The following is a 15,409-nucleotide window of genomic DNA, read 5'->3' as shown; positions in this document are numbered from 1 at the left end:
CGAGCAGACTGGCGGCATGGACAACGGCAGAACGGTACGGGTCTCCAAATACCTCTCGAAACACCTCCGCCACGAGCCCGAGCGCATCGGCATCCGGCTCGACGAGGCGGGCTGGGTGCGGATCGACGAGCTCCTCGCCGCTGCCGCCGCCCACGGCTTCCCTTTCACGCGCGCGGAGTTGGACCACGTGGTGGAGGCCAACGAGAAGCGGCGGTTCGCCGTGGACGGGGAGCGGATCCGGGCCCGGCAGGGGCATTCGGTGCCGGTCGACCTCGCCCTGCCGCCCGCCGAGCCGCCGCCGTACCTGTACCACGGCACCGTGGCCCGCTTCCTTCCCGCGATCCGCGCCGAGGGCCTGCGCCCGATGAACCGTCATCACGTGCACTTGTCCCCGGACCGCGAGACCGCTGCCCGGGTGGGCGCCCGGCGCGGCAGGCCCGTCGTCCTCGCCGTCGACTCCGGCGCCATGCGGGCCGCGGGGCACGTCTTCCACGTCACGGAGAACGGGGTGTGGCTGACGGACGCGGTCCCCGCCCGCTATCTGCGCTTCCGCTCCGGCGACGGGGGCGGCGCGGCCACACCCGCCTGACGCGCGTGACGCAACGCGCCTCAGCGGCCCGGGCGACGGCGCCGAACTCCTTTCCCCCGCCCCCCCGCAACCCGGAACGGGAGGAGAGCCGCGGGCGCTCCCGTCCACCGGGCCGGCCAGGGAGCACACGGAGTCCCCCCGGCCGGGCCGTTCCTCCCGGTGGCGCCCGCACCCCCGTGCCGGGCGCCCAGGGTTCATCCTGGACCTGTCGGGCGCCCTCGCGCTTGTATTTCTTTGCGCGGTCGGATCCGCCGTGGCCGAAACCCTTGACCTTCCCCGATTGCGTAGTGGCACAACCTCTTGACCCGGCGGCGCGGGCCCCGCGTACAGTGCGCGCGTGGCAGTGAAGCGGCGCAGTCATCTGCACACCGACGACGCCCACCTGGCCGTGGTGAACTGCGGCGATCCGCCCCACGGCTGGACGCAGCTCCGGCCCGCGACGGTCTTCGGGCTGATCCTGCCGCACCGGGGGATGGCGCGCGGCCGGGTCGACGGGAAGGAGCAACTCCTCGACGCGGCCAGTGTGTTCGTGGAGCGGCTGGGGAGCGAGCAGCAGTTCGCGCACCCGTGCGGCGGCGACGTCTACACCCAGATCGTCCTCTCCGAGCCGAGCGTGGCCGCCCTGCTGGGCGGCGAGCCCACCGTGCCGGGCTGGGTGACTCCGGTGTCACCGCGGCTGGGCCTCCAGCACCGGCTGTTGCTGGCCCGGGCGGTGTCCGCGGACAGCGACGCGTTCGAGCTGACCGAGCGCACCCTCACCCTGGCCTGCTCGGTCTTCGAGCAGATCGCTCCGGAGCGGGTGGCGGCCGGCCGCCCGGCCACGGCCGCCGCCCGGCGGCGGCTCGTCGACGAGACGCGCGGCGCGCTCTCCGCCGACCCCACGCTCGGGCTGGAGGAGCTGAGCCGCACGGTGAGCTGTTCGCCGCACCACCTGAGCCGCGTCTTCGCCGCCACGACGGGCGTCACGCTCACCCGGTACCGCAACCGGCTGCGGGTCGCGCAGGTGCTGGACCGGCTGAGCGAGGGCGAGACGGACCTGCGGCTGCTGGCCGACGAACTGGGCTTCACCGACCAGGCGCACATGACGCACGTGGTCCGCGAGGCGGCCGGGCTGCCGCCGGGACGGCTGCGGTCCCTGCTGCGCGGGCCCGAGGCCGTCACGGACGACGGGACCGGGAGCGGGACCACAAGCGGCAGGACCACAAGCGACAGACCCCCAGGCGGCGGGGCCGCGCTGATTGGGGGCGGCGGGGGCCGCTCCGCTAGCCTGAGCGGCACGATGAAGCGTTTTTCCACGTCATGGGGCGCGTTCGACCTCGCCCGCTTTCCTGAGGACCCCCGCGACCGGCTGTTCGCCTGGGACGCCGCCGACGAGTACCTGCTGCGGCACCTCGCGCACGGGGACGACGGCCCGGTCGACCTGTCGGGCGACGTGGTCGTCGTCGGCGACCGCTGGGGCGCGCTGGTCACCGCGCTCGCCCCGCACCGCCCCACGCAGATCACGGACTCCTTCCTGACCCAGCAGGCGACCCGGGCGAACCTGGCACGCAACAGCGTCCCGGCGGACTCGGTACGGCTGCTGTCCACGCGGGACACCCCGCCGGAGCGGATCGACGTCCTGCTGGTCCGGGTGCCCAAGAGCCTGGCGCTGCTGGAGGACCAGCTGCGCCGGCTGGCGCCCGCCGTGCACGCGGGGACGACGGTCGTCGGCACGGGCAAGGTCACCGAGATCCACACCTCGACACTGAAGCTGTTCGAGGACGTGCTCGGCCCGACGCGGACGTCGCTGGCGCTCAAGAAGGCCCGGCTGATCTTCTGCACGCCGGACCCGGAGCTCGTCCGGCGCCCCGGCCCCAGCCCCTGGCCGATCGAGCACACCCTGGGCCCGGACGCCGGGCCGGCCGCCGGACTGACGACGGTCAACCACGCGGGCGTCTTCTGCGCGGACCGCCTCGACATCGGCACCCGCTTCTTCCTCAACCACCTCCCGCGGCGGCGCGGCGGCGGCCGCGTCGTGGACCTCGGCTGCGGCAACGGCGTGCTGGGCACGGCCGCCGCCCTGGCCGACCCGGACGCCGTGGTGCTGTTCACGGACGAGTCCCACCAGGCCGTCGCCTCGGCCCGGGCCACCTTCCGGGCGAACGCCGGGGCCGCGCGGGCGGCCGAGTTCGTCGTGGGCGACGCCCTGTCGGCGGTGGCCCCGGGCTCGGTCGACCTGGTGCTGAACAACCCGCCGTTCCACTCGCACCAGGCGACGACCGACACCACGGCCTGGCGCATGTTCACCGGCGCCCGCCGCTCCCTGCGCCCGGGCGGCGAACTGTGGGTCGTGGGCAACCGGCACCTCGGGTACCACGTCAAGCTGCGCCGGATCTTCGGCAACTGCGACGTCGTGGCGAGCGATCCGAAGTTCGTGGTACTGCGGGCGGTGAAGCGGTAGCGCCCGGCGGGGCGGTGGGGACGAACGAACCGGGGGCGGACGGGCCGGTTCAGTCCGGCAGCGCCTCCGCCTCCACCCGGGGCAGGACCAGCGCCCCGGCGACGATCATCAGCGCCCCGACGGCCTCGGGCACCAGCCACCACCCGGTGCGCACGTGCTCCTCGTACACCAGGAGCCCCAGCGTCAGGCTGACGAGCGCGTCCCCCAGGGTGAGTGCGGGCTGGGAGGCGAGCAGCGGCCCGGACTCCATGGCGTTGGAGAGCAGGAACAGGGAGGCCGCCCCGGCGGCGGCGAAGGCGTACGTCTGCCAGCAGGTGAGGAAGGCGCCGGCGCCCTGCCGGGCGAAGGTGACGGCGGCGTCCTTCATCAGCGCGGCGGTCAGGGCGTAGCCGACGGCCGCGGCCGCGCCGAAGAGGGCGGCCCGGGCCTTGCCCCGGGGACGCGGCAGGGCGGCCGCCACGCAGACCGCCATCGCGGCCGCCGAGGCGGCGAGCGCGGCCAGCCAGCGCGCCAAGCCGACGCGGACGTGCTCCCCGCCGGGCGCGGCGGCGGCCAGGGCCAGCCCCAGCCCGGCGGCGACCAGCAGGATCGCCGCCCAGCCGTACGTCGGCAGCCGGCGGCGGAAGACGGTGCCGGCGATGAGCAGCGCGAACGGGAGTTCGCTGACGAAGATCGGCTGTACCAGCGAGAGGGAGCCGAGGGAGAGCGCGAGCGCCTGGAAGACGGCGGCGCAGAGGACGGCGGCGATCCCGGCGAACCACACGGGGTGCCGCAGCAGGTCGCGGACCAGCCGGAGACTGAAGGCGTCGGCCTTTGGTACGGTGCGCGCCGCCGTCCGCTGGAGCACCACGGCGGTGGCGTTGCTGACGGCGGCCAGTACGGCGAACAGCACCGTGAGGGCGTCTGCCACGGGTCACCCCTCCGGTCCGGCGGACGGTCGCCGGCCCCACGGTGGCAGAGCGCTCCCTCCCACCGGCCCCACGGCACCGCCCGCAGCCCACCCGTCACACGATCAGCCGCCCCTCCGCCCGCCGCATGACGACCGGTTGTGCGCTTGTGCCCGGGGCGGCGGCGCGCGGAGGGTGGCGGGTGCCGGGCGCGCCGGCCCGGCGGATGCCTGCCGAGGAGGACGATGTGATCCACATCAGTGAGACCCTGGTGCTCCAGACGATCGAGGACTTCGTCGACGCGGAGGAGCGGGCACGGCTGGCCAAGTTCGTGGACGCCGATCCGGTCGCGTCCCGGCGCCCGGAGCGGCAGGCGGAGGTCGTGCCCGCGCCGTCCGGGGCGGAGGAGATCCTGCGCCGGGCGACGGAGCGGGCCCTGCCGGCGATCCGGCGCGCGCTGCCGTCGGTGCGCGGCTCCGGCCCGTGGGGCTATACGGAGCTCTGGCCGGGCGACGCGGTCCCCACGCACCTCGACGGCATCCCCTCCCCCGGCACCGCCCCGCGCCGGATCGGCCGGATCGGGGTCTCGGTCGTCGACGCGGACGAGGGCGGCCTGTTCTACGTGGAGACGACGTCCAGCGGCGTTCCGTGGACGGGCGCGGTCGCCGGCGAGGACGAGGGCTTCGCCCCGGGCACTCCCCTCACCCGCTGCCTGCCCCACCAGCCGGCCGGCCGCGGTCACGCGGTGGAGCCGAGCTGGCTGTCCCGGACCCCCACGACCCGCTGGACGACGTCCGCTCCGGCGGGGGTGGCGGTCGCCTACGGCTCCCAGCTGATCCACGGGGTCACTCCGGTCCTGCGCGGCCGCCTCAGGAAGTTCGTCGCTGACCTGATCGCGTAGGCCCGTCCGCCGCGCCGCCCGCCGGCAGCGCTCTTCCCGGCCAAGAGAACGGTCAGGTCCGGTGGAGTCTGGCGGCCACGGCGTCGAGTACCCAGTCCAGGCCGGTCGCGAAGGACTCCTCGGCGTCCACGTGCGTGGCGTCGTGCACCACCCTGCCCAGCGCCGGGTAGCGGCCCGTGGCCAGCATCCTCGTCACATGCGGGCCGGCGGCGCGCTGCCGGTCGCGCTCGGACAGGCCCGTGGCGCGCCCGGCCCGCAGGTTGGCGATCTCGCGCCTGATCGCGCCGGTGGAATAGGCGCTGACCATTTCCACGGCGCGCAGGGCGGTGTCGACGTCGGCGAGGCCGTCGAGGGCGGCCAGCGTGGCCTCGGTCACGGCGAGGCCGTTCGGGCCCAGGCTCGGGCGGCCGCCGAGGAGGTCGGCCAGCCATTCGTGGCGGAGGACGGTCCGCCTGGTGCGGTGGGCGAGGTCGCGCAGGGCCTCCCGCCAGTCACCGGGCCGCTCCTCGGGGAGGATCTCGGCCTGGACCGCGTCCACCATGAGGTCGAACAGCTCCTCCTTGGTGGAGATGTATCCGTACAGCCGCATCGGCCCGGCGTTCAGCCGGGCGGCGACCTTGCGCAACGACACCGCCTCGAGCCCGCCCTCGTCGGCCAGCGCGATGGCGGCGGCGACGATCCGCTCCCGGTCGAGCGGCACGGGGCGAGCCGGCGGCTCCGGCCGGTCCCACACAGTCATGACCACACCGTACCGTTGCGATACACCGTCATGGATCAATACAGTGTATCGACATGAGGCATCGCATCGCAGTAGTCGGCGGCGGCCCCGCCGGCCTGACCTTCGCCCGTGTCCTGCACCACCACGGCCACCCCGTCACCGTCCTCGAACGCGATCCCGCGCCCGGTGCCCGCCCCCCGGGCGGCACGCTGGACCTCCAGGAAGGGCTGGGCCAACTCGCGCTGGAGAAGGCGGGGCTGCTGGCGGAGTTCCGGGCGCTGTCCCGCCCCGAGGGGCAGGCCATGCGCATCCTGGACACGGACGGGACGGTCCTGCGCGACTGGCGACCCGGTCCGGACGACCGGGCCAACCCCGAGATCGACCGCGGGCACCTCCGCGACCTGCTGCTCGGCCCGCTCGACGTCCGGTGGGGCCGGAACGTGACGCGGGTGGCGCCGGGGCCCCGGGACGGCGCGGTGGTCCATTTCGCCGACGGGCGACGGGAAACGTTCGACCTCGTGATCGGCGCGGACGGCGCCTGGTCCCGGACCCGCCCGGCGGTCTCGCCGGTGACGCCGCACTACACCGGCGTCACCTCGGTCGAGACCTCCCTCGACGACGTCGACATCCGCCACCCCGACCTCGCCCGGCTGATCGGCGACGGTTCCGTGGCCGTGTACGGCGCGAACCGCTCTCTCGTCGCCCAGCGCAACAGCGGCGGCCACGTCAAGGTGTACGCCAAGTTCCGCGCGCCGCTGGACTGGCACGGGAGCCCGGACCCGGCCGACGACGAAGCCCTCCGCTCGAGCCTGCTGACGCTGTTCGACGGCTGGGCCGCTCCCGTCCTCGACCTCCTCCGGCGCGGCACCGCCTTCGTCCACCGCCCCTTCCACACCCTGCCCGTGTCCCACACCTGGACCCACGTCCCCGGGGTGACGCTCCTGGGGGACGCCGCCCACCTGATGCCCCCCTTGGGAGCGGGCGCGAACCTCGCGATGCTGGAAGGGGCCGAACTCGCCGAGTCCCTCGCCACCGGCTCCGGAGATCCGGACGAGGCCGTCCGCGCCTTCGAGGAACGGATGTGGGCACGGGCCGGCAAGTGGGCGCAGATCACGACGGCCGGCCTGGAACGCCTCGTGAGCCCGGACCCCGCCGAAGCCCTCGCCCTCTTCGACCGGGTCCAGCCGTCCTGACCGCCGGCGCGTGAGCACCCGCGGGCCGACGGCTCGGCGGCGGCCCCCGCTCAGGCGCCGGCGGCGGCCAGCAGGGCGAAGGCGGCGACGATGACGGCGACGCGGACGTAGTGGAAGCGGTCCCAGCGGTTCAGCTGCCGCTGCCAGTCGGCGGGCGGAGTGTCGGCGATCCACGTCTTGACCCGGTTGTTGATCGGCACGAGCAGCACGATCGACATCACCACGCTGAGGATCAGCAGCGCGGCGGCGGTGACGACGAGGCCGGCGCCGTGGTGGTGCCGACCGGTGACGGCCCAGGCCAGGGCGAGGACGAGCGAGGTGACGTACCAGAACGGCATCACGGCGCCGAGCAGCCGGGCCCCGTGGGCGCGGCCGTGCAGGCCGCCGTCGCCAGGGATCCTGTCGAGGATCGGATTGACGAAGAAGGCGACGGCGAACTCCACCCCCACCATCACTCCGACGATCACGGTGGTGACGACCTCGAGCGTGTCGAGCATGATGACCCCTCCTGGAATCTAGCGCCGCTAGCTGTTGAGGCAAAGCTAGACCTACTGCCGCTCGATTGTCTAGCAGTGCTAGCATCGGGCCATGTCGGTACAAGAACGCAAAGAGCGCGAACGAGCGGGCCGCGAACGCCTCATCTTGGCGACGGCCCGCGAACTCGCCGAGCAGCAGGGCTGGGACGCGGTCACCACCCGCCGGCTCGCCGAGCGCATCGAGTACAGCCAGCCCGTCCTCTACAGCCACTTCCGTGGCAAGCGCGAGATCATCGGCGCCGTCGCCCTCGAAGGCGCCGCCGAGATGGCCGCGGCACTGCGGGCCGCGGCCTCCGCCGCGGACGGCCCCCGCGCCCGGGTCACCGCCCTCGCCCGCGCCTACCTCGACTTCGCCGCCCGCAACCCGGCGGTCTACGACGCCATCTTCCGGCTCGACAACGGCCTGGCGTTCGCGGACGAGGACACCCCGGAACCCCTGAAGGACGCCTTCGCCGCCCTGCTGGAGAGCCTCGGAGAGGTTGCCGGCGACGGCGTCGACCCGGCGCTGTTCACCGAGGTGTTCTGGGCGTCCCTGCACGGGCTGGCGACCCTGACCCGGGCGGGACGGCTGCCGCCGGAGGACACCGAACGGAGGACCGAGCTCCTCGTCGACCGGCTCGCGGCGCTCTGACGCACCGTCCGGGCGGGCACGCGGCCGGGTCCCCGACCCCCGCCGCTCGCCTGCGGCCGCGGGCCGTCTCCGGCCGCACCCCGCCCGCATCGCGCCCACCGCGGCCCGCGGAGACGGCCACGCCGCGCCCGGTCGAAGACCGTGGCGCGGCGTGGCCGGAGCGAGGATCGTGCGCGGCGGTACCGGTCAAACCCGTGCCGCGGCCTCCCGGGCGGGTTCCGTGTCACCGGAAGCGGTCGGGGCCGGGGGCTGGGGCGGAGTCGGGCGGACGAGGGCCAGGACCAGGAGGCCGCCCAGGACCGCGGCGGCGGCGGACCAGAGGAAGACGGACTGGAGGCCGTCGGCGAAGGCGCGGTGGACGAGGTCCTCGGCCGCGGACCGGTGGTCCTTCGGGGCGGCCGCGACGAGGCGCTGGGCCTGGCCGCCGGCGAGGGCGGAGGCGGCGCCGTGCGGGTCAGGGACGGAGCCGGCGAGGTCGGCGCGGGCGGCGTGGGTGAAGACGGCGCCGAGGACGGCGATGGCGAGGCTGGTGCCGAGCTGGCGGAAGGTGTTGACCGCGCCGGCAGCCATGCCCATGCGCCGCGGCGGCACGCTGCCGGTCGCGGCCGAGACCAGCACCGGCGTGGCGAGGCCGACGCCGACGCCCGCGACGGCCAGTCCGAGCACGAGGGCCGAGCGGCCGGCGTCGGCGGACATCGCGGTGTACAGCAGGTACATGCCGAGGGCGACGAGCAGCAGCCCGGCACCGATGGGCAGCCGCGGTGCCATCCGCTGGGTGTGCCGGCCGGCGAGCGCGGCCACCAGGAAGGACGCCACGGCCATCGGCGTCAGGGCCAGGCCGCTCTCCACCGGGCCGAGGCCGAGCACGGACTGCAGCCAGATGGAGACGAGCACCAGGCCGCCGAACGCGCCGCCCTGGAACAGCAGCGCGCCGCCCATCAGACCGGCGAACGACGGCCGGCGGAGCAGGGCCAGGTCCAGCATGGGCACCTCGCCGCGGCGCCCGGCGCGGGTCTCGGCGAGGACGAACCCGACGAGGGCCACGGCCGCGACGGCGAACGAGACGAGGACGGTGGCCGACGTCCAGCCGGACTCGGCGCTGCGGATGAACCCGTAGGTCAGGGCCGCCGCGGCGAGGGTGAAGGTGACGGCACCGGGGACGTCCACCCGGGCGCGCCGCCCGTCGGTGCGCGGCCGGTCGGCGCGGACGACGCGGAGGGTCAGCAGCACGGCCGCCGCGGCGATCGGCAGGTTGACCAGGAAGATGGCCTCCCAGCCGATGTGCTCGGTGAGCAGTCCGCCGAGGATGGGTCCGGCCGCCGCGGCGGCGCCGTTGACGGCACCCCAGATCCCGAAGGCCGTGCCCCGGTCCCGGCCCTGGTAGGTGGCGCCGAGCAGGGCCGCCGAGGTGGCGAACATCGCGGCGCCGCCGACGCCCTGCACCGCGCGGGCGGCCACCAGCACGCCCGCGTTCGGGGCGAGCCCGCAGCCCAGCGAGGCCAGGGCGAACAGGGTCAGGCCGATGACGTACAGCCGCCGGTGGCCGAACAGGTCCGCCAGCGAGCCGGCCACTAGCAGCAGCGCGGCGAGGGCCAGGGCGTAGGCGTCGACCACCCACTGCAGGGACGAGAAGGTGGCGTCGAGGTCGTCCCCCATCGCCGGCAGGGCCACGTTCACGATGGTGACGTCCACCAGCAGGATGAAGGCGCCCAGGCTCACCGCCACCAAGGGCCACCACTTGCGCATGATCACTCCGTTTCGTCCGGGCCGCGGAAGGTCTCCGCGTCACCCGCGCCGCAACCATCCGGCGGAACACCCTCTTCACACAGCCAGGAGCGCTCGGGGCGCGAAATCCGACAGGATTTATCGTGGAACGGTGAATCTCGACATCCCGCTCGACACCCCGCCCGACACCCCTCCGGACGACCGGCGAACGGTGCTTCCGCCGCTCGACGCCTCCGACCAGTCCCTCGTCCACGCTCTCCAGATCGACGGCCGGGCGCCGTTCCGCCGGATCGCCGAGGTGCTCGGCGTCTCCGACCAGACGGTCGCCCGGCGTTACACGCGGCTGCGGTCGGCCGGCGTCCTGCGGGTGCTGGGGCTGACCGAGCCGTTGCGCATGGGCCAGGCGCCGTGGATCGTCCGGATCCGCTGCGCGCCGGGCGCGTCCGCGCAGATCGCCGCGGCGCTGGCCCGGCGCAGGGACACCACCTGGATCAACCTGACGGCGGGCGGCACCGAGATCGCCTGCCTGGTGCGGCCGGAACGGCCCGGGGAGGACGCGCTGCTGCTGGAGAAGCTGCCGGGCACGCCTCGGGTGGTGGACGTCACGGCCCACTCGCTGCTGCACGTCTTCTTCGGGCAGGAGTGCAGCCTGCTGACCAAGTCGGGCCCGCTCTCCGCCGAACAGGTGGCCGGGCTCTCCCCCCGGGACGCCCCGGAGTACCCGTCCGCCGACCCAGGCCCGGCCTTCCCGGTCGACGCGGCGGACCGCCGGATGTTCGACGTGCTGGCGCTGGACGGCCGGGCGTCCGTCGGGGAGCTCGCGGCTGCCACCGGCTGGTCGCAGACGACGGTGCGGCGCCGGATGGCGGAGCTGCGGGCGGCCGGGGTGCTGTACTTCGACGTCGACTACCACCCGCGGGTGCTCCAGCGGAACTTCCGTTCCCTGCTGTGGCTGAACGTGGAGCCGTCCAGGATCGAGGAGGTCGGCAGGGCGCTCTCCTCCCACCCGGAGGTGGCGTTCGCGGCGGCGATCACGGGGGACGCCAATGTGCACGTCAGCGTCACGACGCCGGACGTCACGGCCTTCTACCGCTACCTCACCGGCCCGGTGGCGGCGCTGCCCGGCATCCTGGGCACCGGCACGACGCCCATCCACCGCACGGTGAAGGGCGCCGGTCCGCTGCGGACGCCGGAGTGGGGGCAGTGGTGAGCGGCCGGAGACGAGAGGGGGCAAGGGCCGAGTGGGCCGTTGTGGTCCGGACCAATTGAAACGTCGGTTTCCGGCCCTCTCCGGCAGCGTGCCTCAGAGGAATGTGCCGACGGAAAATGCCGAAACCCTCCCGCCGCCGCACTCCTTTCGCATACCTTCCGTCGCAACGGACACGCCACTGGTAATCGCCCGAGGGCGGGAGAGGATTGTGTGACCGTGCCGTGCACCCGCCCGACTCCACCCAATCCATGATGAGGCGCGCCTTGAGGCAGTTCGCCGGAAGGAGGCAGTCGATGACCGCCGCACCACCCGAAGTGCTCGCCGAGTTACAGGAGTTACGGGTCAGGGTCCCCTACCTGACCGGTGCGATGGTGGCGAGCACGGACGGCCTGGTGATCGCCCATCTGCTCGCCAACGCGGAACCCGACGGGGTGGCCGCGCTGACCGCCGCGGCACTGGGCGTCGGAGCCCGGCTGACGGACGCCGTGGGCCACGGCGGCTTCCGGGAGCTGCTGGTCAACGGCGAGTTCGGCTACGTGGCCACCTACGCGGCGGGCACGTCCAGCGTCCTGACGCTGCTGGCCACCGCCGACGCGAACGTCGGCCGGCTCAACATCGAGGCCCGCCGGGCCTGCCCCCGCCTCGGCGCCCTGATCGACGGCGCCTTCCAGCGGCAGCGCCAGCCGTGACACCGCGGCCCTGAGGGCGCCCGGGACGAGCTCCCGTGCGGACGCCCCCACCCGCCACCGCATCCCTACCGACACCACCGAAAGCGGAACTCTCATGGCCAACACCGAAATGGCACTCAAGGACGCGATGAACTCCATCGAGGGAGCCATCGGCGTCGCGCTCGTCGACTACGGCAGCGGCATGGCGCTCGGCACCCTTGGCGGCAACCAGTCGATCGACCTCAACGTCGCCGCGGCGGCCAACACCGACGTCGTCCGGGCCAAACTGCGCGCCATGGAGATGCTGAACCTCCAGGACCGCATCGAGGACATCCTCATCACGCTCGGCACCCAGTACCACCTGATCCGCCTGCTCACCGGGCGCGGGGGCAGCGGCCTCTTCCTGTACCTCGTCCTGGACGGCAAGCGGGCCAATCTGGCGATGGCCCGCCACCAGCTCAAGCGGATAGAGAGCGACCTGGAGGTCTGAGCCCGGCGGTCAGCGGAGGCCGGCGGGCGTCCGCTCGGCGGCCACGCGCTCGTCGAGGAAGGCCGCGAGCCTCGCGGCGAAGCCCTCCGGGTCCTCCCCGGGGGCGCCGTGCCCGGCGTCGATCTCCGCGTAGCGGCTGTCCGCGATGCCGGCCAGCAGCGCCTCCTGCTGGCCGGCGTCGATGAGGCGGTCGTGCGCGCTGGCCAGCACCAGGGTGGGCGCGGTGATCCGGCCCAGCAGCGGGCGCAGGTCGACCGCGAGATCGGCCTCCGTCTGCCGGTCGGTGCCGGGGGCGACGAACCCGGCGAGCGCGCCGACCAGGGCCTCGTAGGCGTCGGCGTCCGTTCGCTCCCAGTAGCGCGGGCCGTAGGCCATCAGCGGCAGCATCCGGATGAACAGGTCCGTGCCGTGCCGGGCGTCGGCGCGCAGCAGGGCGAGCCAGTGGCGGAACTCCGCCGCCATCCGGGCGTCCGTGCGCACCCACCCGGCGTGCAGCGCTAGCGACCGCACCCGGCCGGGACGCGTCCCCGCCAGGTGCGCGGCCACGACGGCGCCGAGCGAGTGGCCGGCCAGGTGGAACGTGTCGAGCCCGGCGTCGTCGGCCGCGGCGAGGACCTCGTCGGCGAGGTCGGCGACGGTGAGGGGCCCGCCGTGGTCGGTGGTGGCACCGGATCCGGAGAGGTCGGGCGCCACGACGGTGAAGCGGTCGGCGACGACCCCGGTCAGGGGCTGCCACTGTTCCTTGGCGGCACCCGTCCCGTGGACGAGGACGAGGCCCGGGCCGGAGCCGGTGCGGTCGTAGGCGACGGTGGCCTCGCCGTGGGAGAGGGAGGCGGTGGTGGTGGGCATGGGTATCCGTTTCAGGTTTCAGGTAAGGAAGAGGCGGGTCGCGCTCACGCGGCCAGCAGGTCCCGCAGTGCCGCGTTGAAGGCGGCGGGCCGCTCCTGGTGCGGCATGTGGGCGGCGCCGGCGATGACGCGGAGTTCGGCGCCCGGGCTCAGCTCGGCGCACTCCCGGGAGATCGCGACGGGGATGTGGCTGAGCTCCCCGTGGATGTAGTGGACCGGCACCCGCAGGCCCGGCAGTGCCGGGCGCGGGTCGTACGTCAGGGCCTGGTCGAACTGCCTGTCGATGAACACCCCGGAGTCCAGGATCTGCCGGATCGTCCAGTCGGCCAGCAGCGGCGAGGTGTCCGGCCTGAACCAGCCGGGGACCCAGCCCGCCAGCGTGCCGGCCCGGTCGTCCCGCAGCCCGTCGACGAGGTCGGAGGCGTCCGGTACGAGCGTCAGCCAGTGGGCCGAGCCGTCCACCGAGACCACGCCCGCGACCAGCTCCGGGTGACGCAGGGCCAGTTCGACGGCGAAGGCGGCGCCGATGGACGAGCCGACGACCACGGTCCGTTCCAGGCCGAGGGTGCCGATCAGCTCCGCGAGGTCGCCGACCACGCCGTCGATGTCGTTGCCCGCGGCGGGGCGGTCGGACCGGCCGCAGCCGCGCCAGTCGACGGTGACGACGCGGTGGTCCGGGGCGAACGCGGGGAGCTGGGCGCCCCACACCCGCCCGCTGGTCCCCCAGCCGTGCAGGAACAGCAGGGCCGGACCGGTGCCCTCGTCCTCGTAGTAGAGCGTGGTGCCGTTGACGTTCGCGTAGGCCATGGCGGGACCCCTTTCCCAGTGGTCGGACGGGCGCTGGTGCCGGTCCGTCGGTGATCCCCACTCCATCGCGCCGGCCGCCCGCGACCAAGAAGCGAAGCGCGCCTACACTCATCACGGATCATGATCAATGCGGGTGGGGGGCGGGCGTGGAGCTCCGGCAGCTGGAGTACTTCCTGACGGTGGCGGAGGAGTTGCACTTCGGGCGGGCCGCCGAGCGGCTGCGCATCGTGCAGTCGGCCGTGAGCCAGCAGGTGCGCCGGCTGGAACGGGAGCTGGGCATGCCGCTCTTCGACCGGACGACACGGGCCGTCGGCCTGACGGAGGCCGGCCGCCGGCTGCTGCCGCACGCCCGCGAGGTGCTGGCCGCGCGCGAACGGGCCCGGGCCGCCGTCGACGAACTGCGCACCGAGCGCGCGGCCACCCTACGGCTCGGCACGAGCTCGGGCCTGGGCGCCCGGCTGGAGGCGATCCTCGACGGCTTCGCCCGGCTGGCGCCCCTGGCCCAGCTGGAACTGGTCACCGCCGCCACCGGCGAGCGGCTCCGCCGCGTCCGCTCGGGCGAGCTGGACGCGACCCTGCTGCGCGGCGACCGGGCGGTCCCGGGGCTGGAGTTGCTGCCGTTGTGGGAGGACGACGTCATGGTCGCGCTGCCCGCCCGGCACGACCTCGCGGTGCGCGACACGATCGGCATGGCGGAGCTGGCCGGGCTCCCGCTGCGCCTGTCCGGCCCCGAGCGCAACCCCGCGCTGTACGAGCTGGTCCTGCGCTCGTGCGAGGAGGCGGGTTTCACCCCGGAGCTCGGCCCGGAGTTCACCACGGCCCAGGACACCCTGGCGTCCGTCGGCTACGGGAAGCCGTCCTGGACGGTCTTCTACGCGCCGCACGCCGACCAACTGCCGGTGCCGGGCGTGGTCTTCCGGCGGCTGCGCGACCCCGCGCCGGCCATGCGGGCGTACCTGGCGGTGCGCCCGGACCCGCCGCGCGCGGAGCTGCGGGCGCTGATCGAGGCGTGCCACGGCGCCGCGGCCCCGGCCCTGCCGGGGCGGAAGGGCCCGGCGGAATAATTCCGTTGGGCCGCGGCCGGCGGTTCCCTAAGCTGCCGCGCATGATCGCACCCCGGCCCGTCCTGGACCTCCTCAGCCGCCACCGCCCCGCCGACGACCGGGAGCGCGCCGACGTCGACCGGATCCGCGCGCTGCTGGCCGCCGACGGCGACCCCTGGCGGCGCGCCCTCCCCCTGCACCTCACCGCGACGGCGGTCATCGTCCACCCGGAGAGCCGCCGGGTGCTGCTGCGCCGGCACCCGCGGCTCGGTTCGTGGCTGCTGGTGGGCGGGCACGGGGATCCCGGGGAGCACGACCCGCTGGACGTGGTGGTGCGGGAGGGGCGGGAGGAGACGGCGCTGACGGATCTGATGCCGTGGCCGGACGCGGAGTTGGCGCACGTCGCCGTGGTGCCGGTGCCCGCCTCTGACCGGGAGCCGGCGCATGAACACGCCGACCTGCGGTTCGTCCTGGCGACCGGGGCGCCGGAGGCGGTCCGTCCGGAGCACCCGGAGGCGGAGCTGCGCTGGGCGGGCGTGGACGAGGCGCTGGCGATGGTGGCCGAGGAGAACGTGCGCGAGACGCTGTCCCGCGTGCGGCCGCTGCTGGAGGGCTGACGCGGGGCGCGGGCCTGGCAGGCGGGGCCTGGCGGGCGGTGCCCGGCGCGACGCGGGGCCGGCGCGACGGGCCCGGCAGGTGCACGCATCGACGTGAAGCCGGCCT

16 protein-coding genes and 1 pseudogene are annotated in these 15,409 nt (G+C 74.6%); 11 read left to right on the top strand and 6 right to left on the bottom strand.

All coding sequences use genetic code 11. The annotated features are described in order from the left end of the window. The first annotated feature begins 16 nt into the window (after positions 1 to 16). The 3 genes and pseudogenes from JNW98_RS23935 (at position 17) to JNW98_RS23925 (ending at position 3,029) form a co-directional block, all read left to right on the top strand. Positions 17 to 589 carry an RNA 2'-phosphotransferase gene (locus tag JNW98_RS23935; protein WP_223770343.1) on the top strand — a complete coding sequence of 191 codons (573 nt, stop codon included), beginning with the start codon at positions 17 to 19 and terminating at the stop codon, positions 587 to 589. A 472-nt stretch (positions 590 to 1,061) separates the two neighbouring features. Next, a pseudogene (locus tag JNW98_RS23930) lies at positions 1,062 to 1,709 on the top strand (helix-turn-helix domain-containing protein); the annotation flags it as partial. 159 nt (positions 1,710 to 1,868) lie between these two features. Next, positions 1,869 to 3,029, top strand: a complete 1,161-nt coding sequence (locus JNW98_RS23925) for a methyltransferase (RefSeq protein ID WP_223770362.1) — start codon at positions 1,869 to 1,871, stop codon at positions 3,027 to 3,029. A gap of 49 nt (positions 3,030 to 3,078) precedes the next feature. Here JNW98_RS23925 and JNW98_RS23920 read toward each other — a convergent pair whose 3' ends face one another. Next, positions 3,079 to 3,939 carry a DMT family transporter gene (locus JNW98_RS23920; protein ID WP_223770342.1) on the bottom strand — a complete coding sequence of 287 codons (861 nt, stop codon included), beginning with the start codon at positions 3,937 to 3,939 and terminating at the stop codon, positions 3,079 to 3,081. Between the two features lie 224 nt (positions 3,940 to 4,163). Here JNW98_RS23920 and JNW98_RS23915 point away from each other — a divergent pair, with 224 nt between their 5' ends. After that, positions 4,164 to 4,817, top strand: coding sequence for a hypothetical protein (locus tag JNW98_RS23915; protein ID WP_223770341.1), 654 nt, complete (start codon positions 4,164 to 4,166; stop codon positions 4,815 to 4,817). A gap of 52 nt (positions 4,818 to 4,869) precedes the next feature. On the opposite strand, the gene JNW98_RS23910 is transcribed toward JNW98_RS23915, so the two are convergent. Next, on the bottom strand, positions 4,870 to 5,556 hold the full coding sequence (locus tag JNW98_RS23910; RefSeq protein ID WP_223770340.1) for a TetR/AcrR family transcriptional regulator: 687 nt from the start codon (positions 5,554 to 5,556) through the stop codon (positions 4,870 to 4,872). Positions 5,557 to 5,609: 53 nt separating this feature from the next. Here JNW98_RS23910 and JNW98_RS23905 point away from each other — a divergent pair, with 53 nt between their 5' ends. Continuing rightward, a complete protein-coding gene (locus JNW98_RS23905; protein ID WP_223770339.1) occupies positions 5,610 to 6,728 on the top strand; it encodes an FAD-dependent oxidoreductase in 1,119 nt (372 codons plus the stop codon). Between the two features lie 50 nt (positions 6,729 to 6,778). Here the strand turns inward: JNW98_RS23905 and JNW98_RS23900 are convergent, their stop codons facing one another. Further along, entirely contained in the window at positions 6,779 to 7,225 is a 447-nt protein-coding gene (locus JNW98_RS23900; protein ID WP_223770338.1) for an anthrone oxygenase family protein, read from the bottom strand. A gap of 91 nt (positions 7,226 to 7,316) precedes the next feature. On the opposite strand from JNW98_RS23900, the gene JNW98_RS23895 reads away from it, so the two are divergent. Beyond that, on the top strand, positions 7,317 to 7,895 hold the full coding sequence (locus JNW98_RS23895) for a TetR/AcrR family transcriptional regulator (protein WP_223770337.1): 579 nt from the start codon (positions 7,317 to 7,319) through the stop codon (positions 7,893 to 7,895). A gap of 186 nt (positions 7,896 to 8,081) precedes the next feature. On the opposite strand, the gene JNW98_RS23890 is transcribed toward JNW98_RS23895, so the two are convergent. Next, positions 8,082 to 9,641, bottom strand: a complete 1,560-nt coding sequence (locus tag JNW98_RS23890; protein ID WP_223770336.1) for an MFS transporter — start codon at positions 9,639 to 9,641, stop codon at positions 8,082 to 8,084. A gap of 130 nt (positions 9,642 to 9,771) precedes the next feature. On the opposite strand from JNW98_RS23890, the gene JNW98_RS23885 reads away from it, so the two are divergent. The 3 genes from JNW98_RS23885 (at position 9,772) to JNW98_RS23875 (ending at position 11,988) form a co-directional block, all read left to right on the top strand. After that, positions 9,772 to 10,830 carry an Lrp/AsnC family transcriptional regulator gene (locus tag JNW98_RS23885; protein ID WP_308015656.1) on the top strand — a complete coding sequence of 353 codons (1,059 nt, stop codon included), beginning with the start codon at positions 9,772 to 9,774 and terminating at the stop codon, positions 10,828 to 10,830. A gap of 293 nt (positions 10,831 to 11,123) precedes the next feature. Further along, positions 11,124 to 11,519, top strand: a complete 396-nt coding sequence (locus JNW98_RS23880; protein ID WP_223770335.1) for a roadblock/LC7 domain-containing protein — start codon at positions 11,124 to 11,126, stop codon at positions 11,517 to 11,519. A 94-nt stretch (positions 11,520 to 11,613) separates the two neighbouring features. Next, positions 11,614 to 11,988 carry a hypothetical protein gene (locus tag JNW98_RS23875; RefSeq protein ID WP_223770334.1) on the top strand — a complete coding sequence of 125 codons (375 nt, stop codon included), beginning with the start codon at positions 11,614 to 11,616 and terminating at the stop codon, positions 11,986 to 11,988. 9 nt (positions 11,989 to 11,997) lie between these two features. On the opposite strand, the gene JNW98_RS23870 is transcribed toward JNW98_RS23875, so the two are convergent. After that, the gene (locus JNW98_RS23870) at positions 11,998 to 12,837 is read right to left on the bottom strand and encodes an alpha/beta fold hydrolase (protein WP_223770333.1); all 840 of its coding nucleotides are present in this window, start codon (positions 12,835 to 12,837) and stop codon (positions 11,998 to 12,000) included. 44 nt (positions 12,838 to 12,881) lie between these two features. Next, the gene (locus JNW98_RS23865; RefSeq protein ID WP_223770332.1) at positions 12,882 to 13,643 is read right to left on the bottom strand and encodes an alpha/beta fold hydrolase; all 762 of its coding nucleotides are present in this window, start codon (positions 13,641 to 13,643) and stop codon (positions 12,882 to 12,884) included. Between the two features lie 146 nt (positions 13,644 to 13,789). On the opposite strand from JNW98_RS23865, the gene JNW98_RS23860 reads away from it, so the two are divergent. Together JNW98_RS23860 and JNW98_RS23855 are read left to right on the top strand one after the other, a co-directional pair. After that, complete coding sequence (locus JNW98_RS23860) at positions 13,790 to 14,707, top strand: LysR family transcriptional regulator (protein WP_223770331.1); 918 nt, start codon at positions 13,790 to 13,792, stop codon at positions 14,705 to 14,707. A gap of 41 nt (positions 14,708 to 14,748) precedes the next feature. Beyond that, entirely contained in the window at positions 14,749 to 15,303 is a 555-nt protein-coding gene (locus tag JNW98_RS23855; protein WP_223770330.1) for an NUDIX hydrolase, read from the top strand. Positions 15,304 to 15,409: the final 106 nt, after the last annotated feature.

The organism is Streptomyces huiliensis, from assembly GCF_020037025.1.
GTDB lineage: Bacteria > Actinomycetota > Actinomycetes > Streptomycetales > Streptomycetaceae > Streptomyces > Streptomyces huiliensis.
The sequence above is the reverse complement of the archived record's forward strand: the minus strand, read 5'-3'. Positions and strand labels throughout refer to the sequence as shown.

What these genes read in the sequence shown, in the direction of transcription:
- JNW98_RS23925 (WP_223770362.1), top strand. Translation starts at nt 1,869, where the DNA reads ATGAAGCGTTTTTCCACGTCATGGGGCGCGTTCGACCTCGCCCGCTTT.
- JNW98_RS23880 (WP_223770335.1), top strand. Translation starts at nt 11,124, where the DNA reads ATGACCGCCGCACCACCCGAAGTGCTCGCCGAGTTACAGGAGTTACGG.
- JNW98_RS23905 (WP_223770339.1), top strand. Translation starts at nt 5,610, where the DNA reads ATGAGGCATCGCATCGCAGTAGTCGGCGGCGGCCCCGCCGGCCTGACC.
- JNW98_RS23890 (WP_223770336.1), bottom strand. Translation starts at nt 9,641, where the DNA reads ATGCGCAAGTGGTGGCCCTTGGTGGCGGTGAGCCTGGGCGCCTTCATC.
- JNW98_RS23870 (WP_223770333.1), bottom strand. Translation starts at nt 12,837, where the DNA reads ATGCCCACCACCACCGCCTCCCTCTCCCACGGCGAGGCCACCGTCGCC.
- JNW98_RS23875 (WP_223770334.1), top strand. Translation starts at nt 11,614, where the DNA reads ATGGCCAACACCGAAATGGCACTCAAGGACGCGATGAACTCCATCGAG.
- JNW98_RS23865 (WP_223770332.1), bottom strand. Translation starts at nt 13,643, where the DNA reads ATGGCCTACGCGAACGTCAACGGCACCACGCTCTACTACGAGGACGAG.
- JNW98_RS23910 (WP_223770340.1), bottom strand. Translation starts at nt 5,556, where the DNA reads ATGACTGTGTGGGACCGGCCGGAGCCGCCGGCTCGCCCCGTGCCGCTC.
- JNW98_RS23900 (WP_223770338.1), bottom strand. Translation starts at nt 7,225, where the DNA reads ATGCTCGACACGCTCGAGGTCGTCACCACCGTGATCGTCGGAGTGATG.
- JNW98_RS23935 (WP_223770343.1), top strand. Translation starts at nt 17, where the DNA reads ATGGACAACGGCAGAACGGTACGGGTCTCCAAATACCTCTCGAAACAC.
- JNW98_RS23895 (WP_223770337.1), top strand. Translation starts at nt 7,317, where the DNA reads ATGTCGGTACAAGAACGCAAAGAGCGCGAACGAGCGGGCCGCGAACGC.
- JNW98_RS23855 (WP_223770330.1), top strand. Translation starts at nt 14,749, where the DNA reads ATGATCGCACCCCGGCCCGTCCTGGACCTCCTCAGCCGCCACCGCCCC.